This window comes from Streptomyces sp. NPDC056296, from assembly GCF_042268605.1.
Lineage (GTDB): Bacteria > Actinomycetota > Actinomycetes > Streptomycetales > Streptomycetaceae > Streptomyces.
In genome coordinates this window covers 1-17,959 of record NZ_JBHJRX010000016.1, presented here as the reverse complement: position 1 = coordinate 17,959, position 17,959 = coordinate 1, and the positions used below count along the sequence as shown (strand labels likewise).

7 protein-coding genes are annotated in these 17,959 nt (G+C 69.4%); 5 read left to right on the top strand and 2 right to left on the bottom strand.

Going from position 1 to position 17,959, the window contains the following annotated elements; translation table 11 throughout:
• The first annotated feature begins 380 nt into the window (after positions 1-380).
• The 5 genes from ACFCZF_RS14210 (at position 381) to ACFCZF_RS14190 (ending at position 11,196) form a co-directional block, all read left to right on the top strand.
• Complete coding sequence (locus ACFCZF_RS14210) at positions 381-956, top strand: hypothetical protein (protein ID WP_375910678.1); 576 nt, start codon at positions 381-383, stop codon at positions 954-956.
• Positions 957-1,056: 100 nt separating this feature from the next.
• The gene (locus ACFCZF_RS14205; protein WP_376671888.1) at positions 1,057-4,899 is read left to right on the top strand and encodes an AAA family ATPase; all 3,843 of its coding nucleotides are present in this window, start codon (positions 1,057-1,059) and stop codon (positions 4,897-4,899) included.
• Between the two features lie 139 nt (positions 4,900-5,038).
• Positions 5,039-8,113 carry a GTPase gene (locus tag ACFCZF_RS14200; RefSeq protein WP_376671887.1) on the top strand — a complete coding sequence of 1,025 codons (3,075 nt, stop codon included), beginning with the start codon at positions 5,039-5,041 and terminating at the stop codon, positions 8,111-8,113.
• Positions 8,103-9,848, top strand: a complete 1,746-nt coding sequence (locus ACFCZF_RS14195) for a GTPase (protein WP_376671886.1) — start codon at positions 8,103-8,105, stop codon at positions 9,846-9,848. Before ACFCZF_RS14200 ends, ACFCZF_RS14195 begins: the two co-directional genes overlap by 11 nt.
• Before the next feature lie 1,162 nt (positions 9,849-11,010).
• On the top strand, positions 11,011-11,196 hold the full coding sequence (locus tag ACFCZF_RS14190) for a hypothetical protein (RefSeq protein WP_375910666.1): 186 nt from the start codon (positions 11,011-11,013) through the stop codon (positions 11,194-11,196).
• A gap of 60 nt (positions 11,197-11,256) precedes the next feature.
• On the opposite strand, the gene ACFCZF_RS14185 is transcribed toward ACFCZF_RS14190, so the two are convergent.
• Together ACFCZF_RS14185 and ACFCZF_RS14180 are read right to left on the bottom strand one after the other, a co-directional pair.
• Positions 11,257-11,790: a hypothetical protein gene (locus ACFCZF_RS14185; RefSeq protein WP_376671885.1), complete on the bottom strand. Its 534-nt coding sequence runs from the start codon at positions 11,788-11,790 to the stop codon at positions 11,257-11,259.
• 103 nt (positions 11,791-11,893) lie between these two features.
• Positions 11,894-17,947, bottom strand: a complete 6,054-nt coding sequence (locus tag ACFCZF_RS14180) for a DNA/RNA non-specific endonuclease (protein ID WP_376671884.1) — start codon at positions 17,945-17,947, stop codon at positions 11,894-11,896.
• Between the last annotated feature and the right edge of the window lie 12 nt (positions 17,948-17,959).

Below are 17,959 nucleotides of genomic sequence, written 5' to 3'. Positions count from 1 at the left end.
CGGTTCCCGGACGGCCGCGTCGCGCCGGCCACGCACACAGCGTGTCGATCAGTGTACGGACGTAGTAGCCATGATCGGCCGGTTCCGGTCAGGTTCCGCTCGCGGCCCGGCCGGCCGGAAAGGCCATCCGCCGGGTCCCCAGGACCCACGCTTCGTCACCGTGTCACGCTTCGTCGACGGGATCATCACTTCCCCCGCCAACTCCCCGCATCAGGTGCTATATCCGATGCAGGACGAACGGATGTGGTCACCGGCCGCTCCGTCCCGACGGCGGGGGCCCAGGGCGCTGCGACATCACACACTCCGAGTGTCAACAGCCCTTGCACGTCCTCAGGTCCGCGATGTCCCCAGGTCCTCGGTTCCGCACAGGAGAAAGCACTTTGACCGTACTCGGCTCCACCCTCACCCTGAGACACGCCCGCGACTACGTCCCCAAGCAGGGCACCACGACCTCCGGCGCCCAGGACGCGGGGTTCGCCACCGAATGGCACCTGGAGGCCGCCGGCCGTCCACGGCTGACGATCCACGACACGCGGTGGGACGGCGGCGAACGGGACGTGGTCCTGCAACAGGGCGCGCTGTTACCGGAGATGCCGGCCGGACTGGCCAACCTGCACGGCCGGCACCGGGCCGGGATCACCGAGGTGTCCGAGGAGCGCCGACGGATCACGGCCTTCCTCTCCCTGCCCCAGCCGGACGGGCGGCCGAAGCAGAAGCGCGCCCTGACCACGGCGCAGCTGGCGCAGGGCTGCGGGGCGCCGCTCCTGTGCCGGCTGGTAGCCCGCCCCGGAGTGTCGCTCAGCCCGTCCTTCGATCCGGCGGACCCGCAGGACACCGAGCGGTTCCAGCACGCGATCGTGTTCGAGGACGAGGACCGGGAGACACCAGTCGTCGCCTACGTGCTCACCCGCCTCATGCCGACGCTGAGGCAGACCGGCTGGACGGGCGACACGTGACGGCGCCCCGGACCGGCGGCGGCCACCCGGCACGACCGCACGCGGAGCGCTCCGCCACCCGAAACCGAAACCGTACGAACCCGGCCGACAGGACACCAGCATGAGCGGCGTGAAGCATCTGTCGATGAGGATCCCGTGGCGGGACCGTCCCTGGGACCAGTTCCTCTGCGACGACCCGAAGGGCAACTCCTCGTGCACCCTGCTCGCGGCGATCGGCAAGGGCCGCGACGACGAGTTCGAGGCGGAACACGCGGGCGCCCCCGTCGGCAGCCTGGACCACGACCGGCTGCCGTGCCTGAGCGAGCGGGCCACCTTCATGTCGCCCGTCGGATACACCGTCGTCAAGGAGCACCCCTACAGTTACAACCAGGCGCTGCGCGGCAGTCTGCTCCCCACGTCCCTCAGCGTTCCCGGGTACGCGTTCGAGGCCATCCCCTTCCGCTGGCTGAACCGCACCTCCCTGAACGACGAGATCGGCCACGCCAGGGTGCCCGCCTACGAACAGCTCGCCGAGGACCACACCGACAGCGTCCTGAACTCCCGTGCCCATTGGGTGATGGACGGCGGCAACCAACAGGCGGTCATCGAGGCCTTCTTCGAGTCGGTCGCGCCACGCGACAGCCTGGTGTTCGTCTACCTCAAGCACTCCCCGCTCCAGGAGCAGCGCACCGACCGCCTGCTGGTGGGGGCCGCACACGTCACGGGCCTGACCCGGCCGCCGATGTGGAACCAGGCCGGGAAACCGCCGTTCGACTCCTCCATGTGGGAGACGATCGTGCAGCACTCCCTGCGCCCCGGCATGACGGAGGGCATCCTGCTGCCCTACCAGGAGCTCGTGCCGCTCCTGGACGGGGGCGCCGACATCGACAGGGCACTGGCCTGGGCGCCCGAGGGCCGTGACGTCGAGTTCTCCTACGTCACGGAACACCTCTCCGACGACGCCGCCATCGAGTCCCTGGCCTCGCTGCGGTCGGCGGCCGAGGGCATGCGCGAACTCGGCCTCGACGTCCCCGAGTCCGCCACGACCTGGCTGACCGAGCAGACCGAACGGCTCTGGCAGCTGCGCGGTCCGGTCCCCGGCCTGCCCGGTGTCCTCGCCCTCATCGGGGTCCAGCAGCCCTACGTCGCCGCGCGAGCGGCGCTCACGGAGGCCGGCGAGGCCACCGACCCGTGGGACCTGCTGCACGGCGTCTTCGCCGATCCCGCGCGCGCCCCGCGGGCACTGCGGGCCCATGTCGGCCCCATCCAGGCGCGGGTCTGGAACAGGATCCCGGCCGAGCGTCAGGCGGTTCTGCGCCTGCTGTCCGGATTCGACATCGGCCCGGACCAGGTGCGCATGCTGCTCGAAGGCGACACCGAGGTCGAGCTGAGCACCGAGGAACTCCTGCAGAACCCGTACTACGCCGCGACCTGCACGTACGGCCAACCCCTCCACGTCCCGTTCACCGCCGTCGACCGCGCGGTGTTCCCCCCGGCGCACGTCACCTGGCGACCGCCCGTCCCGGACGAGGCGGGCCTCGACGACCCCCTGGACCGCCGGCGGGTCGAAGCCCTCCTCACCGAGGTGCTGGAACGGCAGTGCGACCAGGGAGACACTCTGATCCCCGTCGGCGAGGCTCTGGAGCACATCCGGCTCATGGCACCCACGGGACTGCCGGCCCTGAACCACGACCTCCTCACCGGGCTCGACCTCCACCACGACGGGGTCGTCGACTGCCCGGACTGGTCGCCGCTGACCGCCGTCCGCCTCGCCGACGGCACGCCCGCCTACAAGTTGGCCCGGCTGGAGGAGACGGCGGACGTCGTCCGGGACTGGGTGGCGGCGCAACAGGCACGCCCGCCGCTGGGCGGCATCGATGACGCCCGCGCCGTACTCGACGCCGTACTCGACCGGGACGGTGACCGGGACCGGGACCGGGACCGGGACAGCGACCAGGATGGCGCAGGAGACGCCGTGCACGCCGCCGAGCTGGAGGAGCGGGCCCGCACGGAGAAGGCCGAGGGTCTCGCCGCCCTGCACGACGCACGCCTGTCCGTCCTGATCGGACCCGCGGGCACCGGCAAGACGACGCTGCTGCGGGCCCTCGTCGACTATCCCGGCGTGGCCGCGGGGGACGTCCTGCTCCTCGCCCCCACGGGCAAGGCGAAGGTGCAGCTGGAGACCAAGGTCGGGCGGCCGGCGAAGACCCTCGCCTCCCACCTGAGCGCCACCGGCCGCTACGACGCCGAGAGCGGCCGGTACCTGGTGTGGGGCGAGGCCCGCGCACGGCGCGGCTACGGCCTCGTAGTGATCGACGAGGCGTCCATGCTGACGGAGGAGATGCTCGCCGCGGCGCTGGACTCGTTCACCGGCGTCAAACGGCTGATCCTGGTGGGCGACCCCCGCCAGCTGCCCCCGATCGGAGCCGGACGGCCGTTCGTCGACCTGGTCGACAGACTGCGCCCGGACGACTTCCCGACCGCGGTGCGGGTCGCCGCCGGATACGTCGAGTTGCAGGTGCCCCGGCGCCAGTTGCCGGACGGCAGCCACGGCACCCGCCACGACCTCGAACTCGCCGCCTGGTTCGGCGGGGGCACGCGCGGCGCCGGCGACGAGGCCATCTGGGACGAACTGGCGGCCAACCCCGACCTTCCCACGCTCCAGTACATCCCCTGGGGCGGGCGCACCGCCGTGCAGGCCCTCACGGACGCCCTCGGCCAGGTCCTCGGTCTCGGTGACGCGGAGGATCCCGTGCGGGCGTTCGCCCTCACCTACGGCGGCAGCGTCAACGGCGACTACCTCAACTGGCAGCGCGGCGCCGGTATCCGCGCGGAGGCGTGGCAGATCCTCTCGCCCACCCGGTCCCGTGCCTTCGGGACGGTCGAACTGAACCGCCACATCAAACGCGTGTACCGGGCCGGCGACACCGAGTGGGCGAAAAAGTACCGGCGTACGAACATCCCCTTCCCGATCGGGCCCGAGGAGATCGTGCGCGGCGACAAAGTCATGCAGACGACCAACACACGCAAGAAGGCGTGGCCGCGCGAGAACGCGATGGACTACGTCGCCAACGGGGAGATCGGCGTCGCTCTCGCCTGGCCCACGCCCCCCGCCAAGGGGAAGAAGCACACCCTGAAGCTCGGTGTGGAGTTCTCCTCCCAGCCCGGCCACGAATACAGCTACCGGCCGTCGGACAAGGACGACGCGCCACTGGAGCTGGCCTGGGCCGTCACCGTGCACAAGTCGCAGGGCTCCGAGTTCGGCACGACGTTCCTGGTCCTGCCCGCCAGGGCCAACCTGCCCAGGGAACTCCTGTACACGGCGCTGACCCGGCAGAAGGACAGAGTCGTCATCCTCCACGAGGGCACCCTGGCGGACCTGCGGGCCTTCGCCCACCCGAGCAACTCCGAGACCGCCCGCCGGCTGACCGACCTCTTCGAGGCACCGCAGCCGTTCGCCCTCGACGTACGGGGGCAGACCCGCCGATTCGACCGCAAACTGATGCATGTGTCCGCCGGGGGGACGCCGATGGCCTCGAAGAACGAGGTCATCATCGCGGGTCTCCTCGATCGCCTGGCGCCGGGGCGGTGGCTCTACGAGGAGCCGCTCACCGGCGCCGACGGCCGCGTCGTCCGCCCCGACTTCACCGTGGCCGCCGAGGACGGCCGCACGGTCTTCTGGGAACACGCCGGCATGCTCGACCTGCCCGACTACGCGCGCAAGTGGGAGCGCAAGAAGGAGTGGTACGCGAGGAACGGCATCGAGCCGTGGGACAAGGGCGGCGGCCCCAACGGCACCCTGATGTGGACCGACGACCTCGACGGCGCGGACGCCCGGGCCTGGCTCGCGCTCGCCTCCCAGGTCCTGGACGCGGAGCCCGCGGACTCCGGGTCCGCGACCGCGACCGGGACGGGCCCGGCGAGGAGGGCCAAGAAGACCGTCGCCCGGCGGAGAAGGCCGTGACCGAGCCGCAGGCCGCCGCCCGGTGGCGTGCGCGTACGGTCCCCGAGAAGGACGCGGGACCGCACGAGGCGCGGGCGAGCGCGGGGAAGCGCGGACGGGGAACGACGGGACGGGGAACGACGGGACGGTGGACGGCGGCATGCTGAACGACGGTGCGGCGAACAGCAGGACGGTGCACGACAGGACAATGCACGACGGAACGGGTCTCAGAGCCGGGACGCTGGCCCTCCTGCTCGAACCGCTGGGGGCGGACGCCGTGGCGGGCCCGGCCGCGCTCCAGCGCTTCGCCGAGGACGTGGCCGCGGTCGCCCGGGCGCGGGGGTGCCCCGACCTGCCGGCGTCCGGGAGCACTCTCCCACAGGTGTCCGACGCGGTGGCGACCTGCGCCGAGGCACACGAACTGATTCGCCTGACGACGGCCGGGGGACGGATCCCGGCACCGGACGGGGACGGACACCTCGGGGAGCTGAGACGGCTCGACGGACTGCGGACCCGTCTGCCGGCCCTGGAGGGCGTGCCGGTGGAGGCGCTCCGGTCGGACGCCGCGGCGTTGGCGGTCGCGGAACGGGATCTGCCCGGCGCACTGGAGCCGTGCCGTCGCGCGGAGCGGGAGTGGCCAGACGGGGTCTGGCCCACGATCCGTGAGATCGACGTCGAGTCCGCGACGGCCGAGCTGAGCCTGCCACGCGGCAGCCGACGGGCGACCAGGGCACGCGAGCTGGTGCTGGGGCACGGTGCCGCCACACTCCGTGAGCTGCGCAACCGGGAACTGGTGCCACTTCTGGAGAAGGTGCGCGACCTGGTCGCGGCGGAGGAGGCGTACGAGACGCTCCTGACGGGACGGCCGCGGTGGTGGCGCTGGCTCGCGCCGGACGCGCGCACTGGATTCGACGCGGAGCGGTGTGACGCCCTGCGCCGGGTCATCGAGGCCCGGGACACCGGCGCCGTCTCCGCGAATGCGCTGGACATGCTCGCGGACGCCGACGTGCGGGCGGTGCTCGTGCGCGGGCCCGCCGCGGGGCCCGCACGCCAGGCCGCAACTCCGGAGCCCGCCAAGGGTTCGGCCGCGCCCGCCCCGGGTCGGACTGCGCCCCCCTCGGCTTCGACTGCGCGGATCACGGAGGGGCTCCTGGCATCCGCCTCCCGGACCGGCACCGACGAGCTGCGCGCCTTCGAGACCTGGTACGGGAAGAACCTCGCGTCCTTCGACCGCGTCGCCGCGGCCATGGACCTGTGGCGGACCGAACCGGCTCTCCGCGAGACCCTCGCGCCCCTGGTCGCCCGGCTCGCGTCGTCGCCCGGCGCGGTGGACCCGAGCCGGCCGGCCTACCGCGACATCCAGGCCGCCCTGCGGGCCGGGGCAGGGGCCGAGGCCGAGGGTGCTTCGCCGCCGACGCCGTACTCCCCGCACGCTGTCGAGAGCGGGAGACTCGTGGAGGTGATGCGCCGCGTCGGAGCACTCGAACGCGCACTGCGCGACGCCGTACGGAGCATGCCCGCCGCCGGAGGCAGGCTGCGGGTCGCCGTCGCCGGACGGACCAAGTCCGGCAAGACCACGCTCCGCAAGGCCCTGATCCGCGACGCGGACCGGGACGGCATCGGGCGAGGCGCACACCGCACCACGCGGGAGATTGCCGCGTTCCGAGTCGGTTCCGTCACGTACCTCGACACGCCCGGTGTCGCGGCCAAGGACGACGACCACGACGCCACGCGCGCCCGGGCCGCCTGCAACGACGCCGACGCGGTCATATGGAACTACGCCGACACCCTGCGCGACGAGGAGTCCGCCGAACTCCAGCAGCTGCTCCGCTCGGGGAAACCGCTGCTCGTCGTCGTCAACGTGAAGAGCCGGGTCGTCGAACCGCACCGCCTGAAGCGCTTCGCCGACGACCCGGCCAGGGAGTTCAAGCAGGTCGTAGGGCACACTGCCCGGATCGAGGAGGTCTGCCGTGCCGCCGGGTCCGCCCTGCCCGCCGTTCTCCCCGTCCACTCCGGCGCAGCGCACGAAGCGCTGTCCACGCCGGATCGTGAGCTGGGCGACCGGGCTCTTCGGGCCAGCCGACTGCCCGAGCTGGAGCAGTCCCTCACCCGGCTGCTGGCCGAGCGGGCGCTTCCGCTGCGCGCCGTCCGGCTGGCCGACGGGGTCCGGGCACCGGTCGCCGCCGTCCATGACCGGCTCGCCCGTGAACTCCGGGGGATCGGTCTCGCGCTCGACGCGCTCGAACGCTCGACGGACGACGACCGGACCGCGATGCTCACGGCCTTCCGGACGGCGGGCCGGGACACGCGCGACCGGCTCGAAGCCGCGCGGCACCGAGCCAGGGAGCGGTTGCCGGTCGTGGTCGGGGGCCTGGGCGGCGCGGACGCCGCGCGCACGTGGAGCGACTTCCTCACCGGCCTGGAAGTGGACAAACTCCTCTCCGGCCTCGCCGACGCGTGCGAGCGGGAGGCGCTGAAACGGGGCGTCCTCCTGCGCACGGCGGCGGACGTCTGGGATCACGCGGACGCCGCGCGCCCGCGGGTACGGCCGTGTCCCGACCTCAAGACGCAGACCGCGACTCTCGGCACGGCGGCTGCCAAGGGGGCGGCGACGGCCCTCCTGGGGTCCGTGGCCGCCAAGGGAGTCGCCAAGTCCGCCCTTCCCCCTCCCGCAACGGCGGTGGTCCACGCGGCGGGGGCCCTGGCCGGAGCGGCGAAGGCGGTGAGCGGCGAGATCCTCCGGGTACGGCGGGCGCAGGACCGGTGGGCGGACGTGAGCACGACCGAGGCCGCGGCCCGCCTCGACGAGCTGTTCGACGAGCTGACGGCGTGGTCGGATCGGTTCACGGAGGCGGTGACGGACCAGGCCGAGGCCCGGTTCGAAGCGCGGTCCGCGGACATCGCCGCCGCGCGGGAGAGGTGCGCACGGCTCGACCGACTGCGGCCGGCCCTGCGGTCCGCCCTCGACGGGATCGACCTCGTCCTGGCACGCCGGCTCCTCGCCCTCGCGGGCGGTGACCCGGCGGCCGTCCGCCGGGCACGCCGGACGCCCGGGGCCGAACTCCGGCTCTGGACCGACCCGTCCCGCACCGACGACGTACGGGCGCGCCTGCGCGACCGCTGCGTGGACGTACTCGCCGGGCGGATCGAGATCCGCCCGGACTCCATGGACGAGAAGGGCGAGGTGCCACATGGCGACCGGGACGAGAGGGACGAGGGACCACGTGAGGACTGACACGGCACTGGTGGACACCTCCGGGAGCGAGGACCGCCCCAGCGGGCGGGTGCTCGCGCTGAGTGCCCGAGCCGAGGACGTCCTGGACGCCCACCCGCGCACCCGCCCGCTGGCCGCGGATCTGCCCCGCGCGGACACGAGCCCGCTGCGCATCGCCCTGCTCGGCCCGTACAGCGCGGGGAAGTCCACGCTCGTCGCGGCGCTCCTCCGGCTTCCCGCGGCCGACGTCGGGGCACTCGTCGACGCGGCTCCCAAGACGCACGAGGCGACGTCGTACGAGTGGGACGGAGCGACCCTCGTCGACCTGCCCGGGACCCTGTCCGGCGACGACGAACACTCCGAGGCGGCCCGGCGCGGAGTACGCGGCGCGGACGCGCTCATGATCGTGACGACGAGCGAGCTGCCGGGCGAGGCGGAGACCGGGGCGATCCTGGAGGCGCTCGGCCCCGACGGGTTCGCCGACCGGAGTGTCGTCGTCGTCAACAAGATGAACGCGGAGAACAGCGACCGCGACGTCGTCCTCGACGAGATCCGGGCACGGCTCGGGCCCTTTGCCGACCGCGTCCCGGTCGTCCCGACCGACGCACGCGACTACGTCGACGCCGTCAACGACCCCTCCCTGCCGGCGGCCGATCGTGCGGCTCTCGTCACCGACAGTGGCATCGACGCCCTCGCGGTCGAACTGAGGCGCGTCGTCGCGCCGGGCGTCGGCGGTGTCCGCCCCCGGGCCCAGGCGTTCGAACTCCTCCGTGTGCTGGCGGACGCCGAGCGGCGGTGGGAGCTGGCCGGTGGGGATCTCGATGCCGCGCGGTCCGCGCGGAAGGCCGGGGAGGCGGTCACCGCCGCCAGGGAGCTCGTGCTGAGCTCCCTGGACAGGGAGAGCGGCGTCGTCGCCGACAGGATCACGGCGGCCGGAGGCAGGGCCGCCGCCGGGGTCTCGGACAAGGACGGCGCCGTCCCCGACCGCGTCGCCCGTGCCGTGCGGGACGAACTGGAGGACACGGCAGGAGACTTCGCCGCGCGGTTCTCCTCGTCGGTGCGGACGGCGTTCGACGCGCTGGTCGCCGACTACGGAACCCATGTGCCGGAGCCGGATCCCTGGGTGAACGACCTCGAAGCCATCGGGACCAACCCCGTCGCGGCGCCGAAGGAAGCGTCCCCGCTGGCTCAGGGGGTCAAGGAGGCGGCCAAGAAGGGCGCGAAGGCAGGCGCCGCGAAGGCGGGCGAGTGGCTCGGGAAGGTCAAGGACGGCGGCCACGGGCCCGGAAGCGCGGCCGCCGCCGTCGTGGACAAGCTCAGCAAGCTCGGGGTGGGACAGAAGATCCTTGACGCCGGTGGCAAAGTCACCGACGGGGCGGGGAAGTTCAAGCCGTGGGGCAAGACCAAGGCGGCCGGAAAGGTGGCGGATGCCGCGGGCAAGGTGCAGTGGGCGCTGGCGGTCATGGGGCCGCTGACGGACCTGGCGGGCATCGCGCAGGAGCAGGGCGAGTGGATGGCGGTCAACAAGCGGCGGCAGGAGATCAGGGACCACTTCGCCGAGCAGGCACGCGCACAGCGGAAGGCCCTCACCGACGCCGGCACCTGGTACGTGAGCGCGTGGATCGCCCTGGTGGAGCGGTCGCTCGACGGCATCACGGAGCGGGGTGCGAGGATCGACGCCGAGCGTGAGGCGGCGCTGACGGCGATCGAGGACCTCCGCGACGAGGCCGCGCGGCTTGCCGGGCCGGCCCTGTGACCGACCGGACGGACCAGCGGGCCGAAGGGCTGGGGCCCGGAGAGGAGGCAGACCGGCAGACCGCGGGACGGCGAGTAGGCGGTGCGGGTGTGCGGGCGGGGGTGCCGGTCGTACCGATCGGTTGACGGCCTTTCAGTCGTCCTACCGCTACTCGGCACTCGCCACCGGCTCCCGTCACGTCACCGGCGCATCGCCGCATCGAGTCCGCTTGCCCGGCGGGCAGGCTGACACGAGGCGCTCCGACGCGGCCCCCGCTGCGGCTGACCAGGAGGCCATGTCCCGCCCGGACCGGTCGGCCTACTGGTGTCTCGTTAGCCTGTCGGTCTGACGGAGCGCGTCGTGCACCACCGTGCGAAGGGGTCTGGTCACCCCGGAGGACGCGGACGCACTGTGGGCCGTTCTGACGGCCGAGGGTACCGTGCCGACGGTTGCCGGGCCGTTCACCCACCCGCCTTCCTCCGCCTGGGCGGCGTATGTCCTCGTCGTGTGCCGTGTCGTGACGGCGGTGCAGGTGAATTGAGGTTCCTGTCCCGATGGGCTGAGACCTCGCACCTCCCTTAATGGGGCGCGAGTCTCGTGCGTGCGGCTGCCACCCTCCCTTCCCTGGCGTCACCGGATCGGTGGCTACTTTGAAAGGCTCACTGAAGCGCCGGCCGTCCCGTGGTGGGGGCGAGTCGCCTCCACATGTAAGGAACGTCAAGGAACGGCGCCTGGTGCTGGTGCAGGCTTCCGTCCTTTTATGGACCTCACCTGTGGCGATGCCCAAAGATCCCGTCCACGCCTCGTCCACAGACCCCGACATACGCCCGCTCAGAGTGGCGTATGGCTGCACATACGCGAAGACCCCGGCCTCAGCGTTTCCGCTGGTGACGGGGTCTTTGGGCACCTCATACAGGGTGCCCCCGGCAGGATTCGAACCTGCGCACACGGCTCCGGAGGCCGTCGACTTCCCGCACGTTTTCGCAGGTCAACGGGGTACCTGACGTAATGTTAGCCGCGCCGTCCCGCGTATGTCCCGTGATCTATAAATGTACCATGATGGCCTACATGTCTTAATTGGAGCGTCCCGGACGTCTCCAGGGCCAGGCTGCGGCGTACCCGGAAATATTTTCGACAGCCCCTGCTGTTGACCGTCAGTCACACTGGCTGCACGGGAAGGGCGGTGCCGGACCTTAAGCTTTACAACACGAATGGCGGCGTGACGGAGGTCGCGCCGCGTCTTGCTGATGCCGAGGCCGATGTGCAGAGCATCGTCGAGGCCAACATGGAGAAGTTGCTCGGGGTCCGGTTCCTGGCGAGCGAGAACAGCACAGGCCCGGTCCATGGCGGTGAATTTCAAGTCCAGTGAGACGGTCGTGACGCTATAGACCGCGTCCACGGCCATAAGCGCGACCACGGAGGAACACCGTCAGTACCCGAGATAACGAGGCGCCCCGAACTCCTCCGGGATGGTGAAAGGCTCGACCGCCTCATCCTCGTTCAGCATCCGGAAAACAAACTCGGCCGTACTCATGTCGAATCGGTGCCATTCCTCCGTAGCGTCGAGTCTGGCGATAATCGGCCAGTGATTCGAGTCATCGGTCTCCGCCAGCCAGAAGAACTCGGCTTCTTCCATACCTCTGGCCCAGGGAATCAGGCTGTCCTTTCCACTATCACCGTCGAAGATCCTGTATGGGGAGTAGGCTTCGTCGCGGTGCAGGACACGAGTCAGCACACGGCGCAGTCCAGTCAGTACTCCGATGACGCTGAAGTCGTTCATCTCCTGCCCGGTGAGGAGATTCAGGTAGCCGCTGAACTCTCCCAGGCCGAAGGTCTCCGCGATCTCCTTAAAATCTTCGGGTAGAACGCAACCCAGTTGTTCTTCCATCGGTTGCCAGTCGATCCGTGCGTCGAGCGGCTCCCACGACGTGATATCGGTGATGCGCCGCACCCAGTCGGTCATCGCAAGAATCCTTTCATGTGTGTCGATACAACCCCTTTTCTGCGCCACCCCGAACGGGGTGGCGCAGAAAAGGGGAAAATTCTACCGGGCGGTCCGAGAATCTTTACAATCTCGGGTCGTTTGGATCATTCGGGATGGGCATGGCACCACTTTGCCCCGTTGTCATGCTCTGCCAGTATATCGACAGACTGTCGGGCATCGTATTGTCGCCGGTGTGGTGTGCCCTGACGGAGTACCATATCGTCTCGCCGGACTCGACGCGCCTGGCTATCTCGCTCTCGAATGTACTCATGAACGGGCTGTTCACCTTCGAGTACAGGGTGACGAGATTCCTGCGGTCCGTTCCGCTGCCGCCGAGCGACTTCGCCAGCATGTGACCGCGTTGCACGACTGGCTTGCCCTGCTTGGCGGCTTCCTCACCGCTGTAGTACCCGGGGGGCATGCGGTCCGTGCCGAACGGCGGCGGCATCTCGGTCCCAGTGCCCCAGATCTCGGACTCGACTCCCGGGAACTTCGCCTTAGGGTTCTTCTTGGTACCGGTCGTGTAGTTGTACCCCCCGGGGCTGAGGCAGGCGTCCACACCCTGTGCGCGGCCCAGGTCGTCGAGCGGCATGTAGTACACCATGCTCTGCCCCTTGGAGCAGTCGTCCTTGGTGAACGGGTACATGGCAACCTGCGGCTGCCACTCCTTCGTGGCCTCTGGAGTGACCAGCAGACCCCGGTCGTAGTTCGGGGTGTCCCCCGGCTCGTAGGAGATCCCGTCGGACGCGGTGGGCGTGTTCCAGCCTATGGCGTCGCCGAAGATTTTCGCCACCGAGAGAAGGCCGCCACGCGATTTGGTGCCGACCGAGGTGGCGGCCTTCTTGAAGAGGCTGCCGATGGCGCCCAGCCCACCGCCGAAGTCGAAGTGTCCGTCGATCTCGACACTGCTGGTCGGGTTGCCGCTGGTGAAGGCGTAGCGGTTGCCGGTGTACGGGTCGCTGCCGAGACCCATGTCGGCGAGAGCGCCGTTGTACATGTCCCGGGTGGTGAAGCGGTTCAGCCCTGGGCTGTAGTCACGGAAACCCATGTCGTAGGTACCGGACCTGGCGTCCCACCGCTTTGAGTTGAAGCGGTAGGGGTTGTACTCCTCCTTGGTCGGGTCGCTGGCCTCCGGCTTGTCGATGCCGGTGAACTCGGTCTCGTCGTCGGTACCGTAGGCGGTGTAGCCGTAGGTGGCCTTGGTGTCGCCGTTCTCGTCGGTCAGGGTTTCGACGTCGGTGTGGGAGTTGTAGCCGTAGTAGCCGTCCTCCTCACTGCCGTCGTCCTTGTGGGTGACCTGGGAGAGTCGCTGGCCCCACGGGCTGTACTGGTACGACTTGGTCAGCTCGCCGGCCACCTGCTCGCCCAGGACCTCCTCGGACAGACCGAGGTAGTCGAAGTCCGTCGTCTCGCCGTCGGCGGTCTTCGAGGCGGTGCGGTCCAGCGGGTCGAACGTGTACGTCGTCGCCTTCAGCGCACCGCTGTCGTCCATCTTCTCGGACTTGACGACGTGGTCGAAGCCGTCGTACGTGCTGCGTTCGACGACCTGTCCGCCCGAGGTGACAGACTCCTGGCGGCCGAACGGATCATAGACATAGTTCGCTGTCACTCCGCCGGCGGTGGCGGACAGCAGCCGGTTACGGTCGTAGTCGTAGGTGGTGGCGGTGCCCTTGACCGTCTGGCTGACGACGTTGGCGTTGTCGTCGTGGACGTAGGTGTCGGTGCCCGCGCCGTTGCCGCTCTTGACCGACTTGGCGAGCCGGTCGACAGGGTCGTAGGCGTAGGTGGTGGTCGACTCCAGGTACGCCGAGTGGTCGTCGGCGTTCATCTTCTTCGCGGCGTCCTTCGCCTTGTTGCCGTTGGCGTCGTAGGCGTAGGTGTGCGTGGAGACGAGGGTGCCGTTTGGCTTCTTCTCCGCAGTCGTCCTGAGCCGGCCGTCAAGGTAGTACGTGTGGTCGACGGTGTTGCCGTTGGCCTTGGTCTCCTTCAGCTTCTGCGAGAGGTCGGTGTAGGTGAACGAGGTGACCTTGGGGTCGGTGTCGTCCGCGGAGTCGCCGACTGTCACCTTTTCGAGCAGGTTCTGCGTGTCGTAGGCGTACGCGGAGTACTGATCGGGATGGCTGACGGTGAGCGGCTGACCGTTGGCGTCGTACGTGTACGACGTGGCCTTCTGCTCCTCGCCGGCCAGGGACTCCACGACACGCTGCACCTGGTTCAGGCCGGTGTAGGTGACGGTGTAGGCGTCGGACCGGCGCCCGGAGGAGGTGTCGTCGATGTCGGTGAGATTGCCGTTGACGTCGTAGCGGTAGGTGAAGCTGCGTTGCTCGTCATCGGTGTCTGCGGAGTTGTCGCGGACCAGTTTGACCCCGTCGGCGACGACGGCACCGTCGCCGTTCTGGGCCAGTTTCAGCGAGGTCGCCTCACCCTGCTTGAGGGTGTAGGTGCCGAGGCCGACCCAGGTGCCGGTGGCGACGTTCTGGTTCTTTGTCACCGAAGACTCGGTCTCGGTACCGTGCTTGAGGGTGTATTCGGCATTGGTCGCCGCGCCGGTCACCTTCGGGTACTTCACGTACGCGGTGTAGGTGCCGTCCACGGGAACGGTCAGGACCCAGGTGAAGGCGTCGGTGCCGGTGCCCGCCGCGTGGCGATGGTGGTCGTAGCCTTGTTGGCCCTCGGTGTCCGCCTTGGTCCAGGTGCCGGTGGCGGAGGTGCTCTGGGTGTCGGAGTTGTCCGCCAGGACCACGTTCTTCCCGACGGGTGCGCCGTCGTCGGCCTTGGCGCGGAGCTTGCCGTCTGGGTAGTAGGACCAGGTCATGGTGCGGTTACTGTCACCGCCGGCCGACGTCAGCGTCCGGGCCGTCTGCTGGCCCATGTCGTCGTAGTCGTAGGTGGTGGCGATGCCCCACGGGTCCTTCGACGACTTGACCCAGCCGTTGTCGAAGTAGTCGACGGTGGTGGCGTTGCGGACCGACTGCCCCTCGGACGGCGGCAGTGACGTCCTGACGACCCGGCCCACGGCGTCGTACTCGGTCTGCGTGTAGACGTCGGGGTCGTGGTAGCGGGTGTCGTCCGGGTCGTAGGGCTGGTACTGCCTGACCGGACGGTTCAGTTCGTCGTACTCGGTGCGGGCGGTGAAGTCCGCGCTGTCGGAGGTGGTCTCGGCGCCACGCGGGGTGACCACCTTGGTGGTGTTGCCGACCTCGTCGTACTCGTACTTGGTCGTGCGGTAGGTGATCGAGTCGCCGGAGCCGTCGTGCGGCACCTTGGCCTCGGTCTTCAGGCCGCGTTCGTCGTAGGTGAGTAGCGTGGTGCTGCCAGCCGGGTCGGTGGCGGAGACGATCAAGGAGTCCTTGTCGTACGTCTGCCGCGACGTGTGACCGGCCGCGTCCTTGGTGGCGACGACACGGTGGTTGAGGTCGTAGGTGCTCTTGGTGGTGTAGTCGTCGGTAGCGGAGGTCTCGTCCTTCCTCGGGTCGACGACTGTGACCACGTTGCCGACGGAGTCGTACTCGTAACGGATCGTGTCGCCCTCGGCGTTGTTCACCGAGGTGACCTGGTAGATCTCGTCGTAGTGGTTGGTGGTGACGTGGTCCGTGGCGATGCTGGGAGTCAGGTTGCCTTTGGGCTCCGTGGTGGTGAGCAGGTTACCGACCCGGTCGTAGGCGTACGTCGTCCTCCGCTCGCCCGACGTGTCGGTGTCCTTCGGTGCGGTCACGGAGGCTGTCTGGTCCGCCGCGTCGTACACGGCGGTCGAGACGGCGCCATTGGGCGCGGTGGACTTGGTGACGTTGTCGTTGGCGTCGTAGACCGGGGCGGGCGTGGTGATCAGGTCACCGCTCGATTGGTCCTTCGGGACGGTGGAGACGAGCGGACGGCCGAACGTGTCGTACGTCTGTGTGGTCTTCTTGCCCAGTGCGTCGGTCACCGCGGTGACCTGACCGCGTACGTCGTACACGTACGACGACGACTCGTTGAGCGCGTCGGTGATGGTGGCCGGGTAGCCCGTGGGACCGAAGTCGCTGTTCTCGGTCGGGTTGCCGTTGGCGTCGATCGTACGGATCATCTGGCCGTACGCGTCGTACTCGTACGTCGTCGTGTAGTCGCCCTCGGTAGCGGTGGCTACGCCCTTGGGGTCGGTGACCGTCAGCAGATTGCCGAACTCGTCGTACCCGAACTGGTTGACACGGCCCTCGGGGGACGTCTTGCGGAAGATGTCCGCCGTGTAGCCGTCGGCGCGGGTCTGGTATTCGTAGACAGCCGCGTTCGCCGGCTTCTTGCCGGGCGCGCACTCGTCCTGCGCGGGCAGGCTGGCCTTGTTGCTCTCCGCGTCGCGCTGCCAGAGCGGGTAGCCAGTCCCGGGGTCATAGCAGTATGCGGTCTTCGCGCCGTTGGCCTCCTCGTGCACGATGACGTTGTTGTCCGCGTCCCACGTCAGCTTCGTGGTCTGGGCCTTGGCGTTGACAGTGCGCACCGGACGGCCGAAGTCGTCTTGGACGTAGAGGTTTTCGTGGCCCTCGGCATCGGTGACCGTGGTGTCGGTGAACTTGTCGTTGTCCGCGTTCGGGACGTAGTCGAAGGAGGTCAGTCCGCCCAGACGGTCGGTGATGGTCTGGGTGCGCCAGTGGTCCTTGGGATCGTCACCCTCGCTCGGGTAGTAGTAGTTCAGTGACGTGCTGTGGCCCCGCGGGTCGGTGGTCCCGACCAGCTTGACGTTCTTGTTGCCCTGCTCCGCGTCGTAACGGAACTTGAACATCTTGGGCTGGGCCGAGCCGTCACCGTCGGTCAGCCGGCCCAGCAGGCCGTCCTCGGTGTAGAGGAAGGAGATCTTGCGACCGGAGATGTCGGTGACCGACTTGACGTGGTCGTAGATCTTGGAGTTGTTCAGCTTGGAGCCGGTAGCGACGTTCTGCACGTCGTCGATGTACTGGTAGGAGGTTTCACCCTTCTTGTAGTACGCGATGGTCAGCGACTGTCGGCTCGCCGGGTCGGTGATGTACCGGAGGAACTTCGTCGGCTTGTTGTTGGACTTGCGCTCCTCGTACGTGTACGTCTGCGTGTTGCCGTTCTTGTCGACCGCGGACGTCATGTAGCCGTCGCAGCCGAAGAGGAAGCGGGTGCCGTCCGGACGCAGCATGGTCCAGGCGTCCGGGACCGGGTCCTTGGCCGGGGTGCAGTCCAGGCCGGGCTTGGCGGTGAGCCGGTAGTTCACACCGGCCGGCGCCTTCCACGTACCGTCGTCCTGGAGGCGGAAGACGTGTGTGGTGCCGTCACCGTCCGGCAATCGGACTTCGGTGGGGTGCGGGTTGGGGTGGAAGTCCAGCGGGGCACCCAGGCGGGTGATCCCGGAGATTTGGGCGGACCAGCCGTGGCCGAGGACGGTGTCGGAAGTGTCCTGCGAGTTGTACACGAACCGTGCGAACGTGGTGAGGCCCCGCCCCGGGTTGGAGAACGCGTTGTACTGCCACACGCTGTTGCCGGCCGCCAGGTTGTTCATCAGCGTGCCGCCGCCACCGGTGTTCTTGCCGGTGTAGGAGTAGAACTTCTCCAGGCCGAGCTGGTTGGAGGTCGGGTCCTCCACGGCCACGTGCTGGGTGAGGCCGGTGACCGCCGCCGCCGTATCGGCCGCGTCCTGGACCTCCCAGGTCAGTGTGTACTCGGTGCGCTTGTTGCCGGAGTCGGAGTTGATCGGTGTCTTGACCTGCGCGGGGATGGTGACGGAGGCGCCGGGGGCGAGGTCGTGCGGCAGCGCGGTGCGGACTTGGTTGCCGCCGGTCGTGGCGTCCGTGCCGTCCGGCAGGGACCACCGGTAGGTCAGCTCGTGACCGGCCACCGTCCACGGCTGGTCGGTGGTGTTGGTGAGCGTGACGTCGACGGTGTAGGTGGAGTTGGGCGTCATCCGGGCCGGTGTGGCCGGCGCGTAGTACGTCGACTCCGGGGTCTCGTCCACGTAGGTGACGACGAGCTTGGGCCGAAGCCGCTGCTCGGGTGCCTCCGAGGACAGGAAGACCGAACGTTCCTGCGCGGCGGTCTCGTCGGCCGTCCGGATGGCGACACCGTGCCCGGTGGCCGGGTCGGTTACCCAGCCCTGGGCCAGGGAGGTGACGTCCCAGTCGTGGCGGGCCGGGTCGTTGCTCATGGCGCCGACGTC

What these genes read in the sequence shown, in the direction of transcription:
- ACFCZF_RS14200 (WP_376671887.1), top strand. Translation starts at nt 5,039, where the DNA reads ATGCTGAACGACGGTGCGGCGAACAGCAGGACGGTGCACGACAGGACA.
- ACFCZF_RS14185 (WP_376671885.1), bottom strand. Translation starts at nt 11,790, where the DNA reads ATGACCGACTGGGTGCGGCGCATCACCGATATCACGTCGTGGGAGCCG.
- ACFCZF_RS14205 (WP_376671888.1), top strand. Translation starts at nt 1,057, where the DNA reads ATGAGCGGCGTGAAGCATCTGTCGATGAGGATCCCGTGGCGGGACCGT.
- ACFCZF_RS14180 (WP_376671884.1), bottom strand. Translation starts at nt 17,947, where the DNA reads ATGAGCAACGACCCGGCCCGCCACGACTGGGACGTCACCTCCCTGGCC.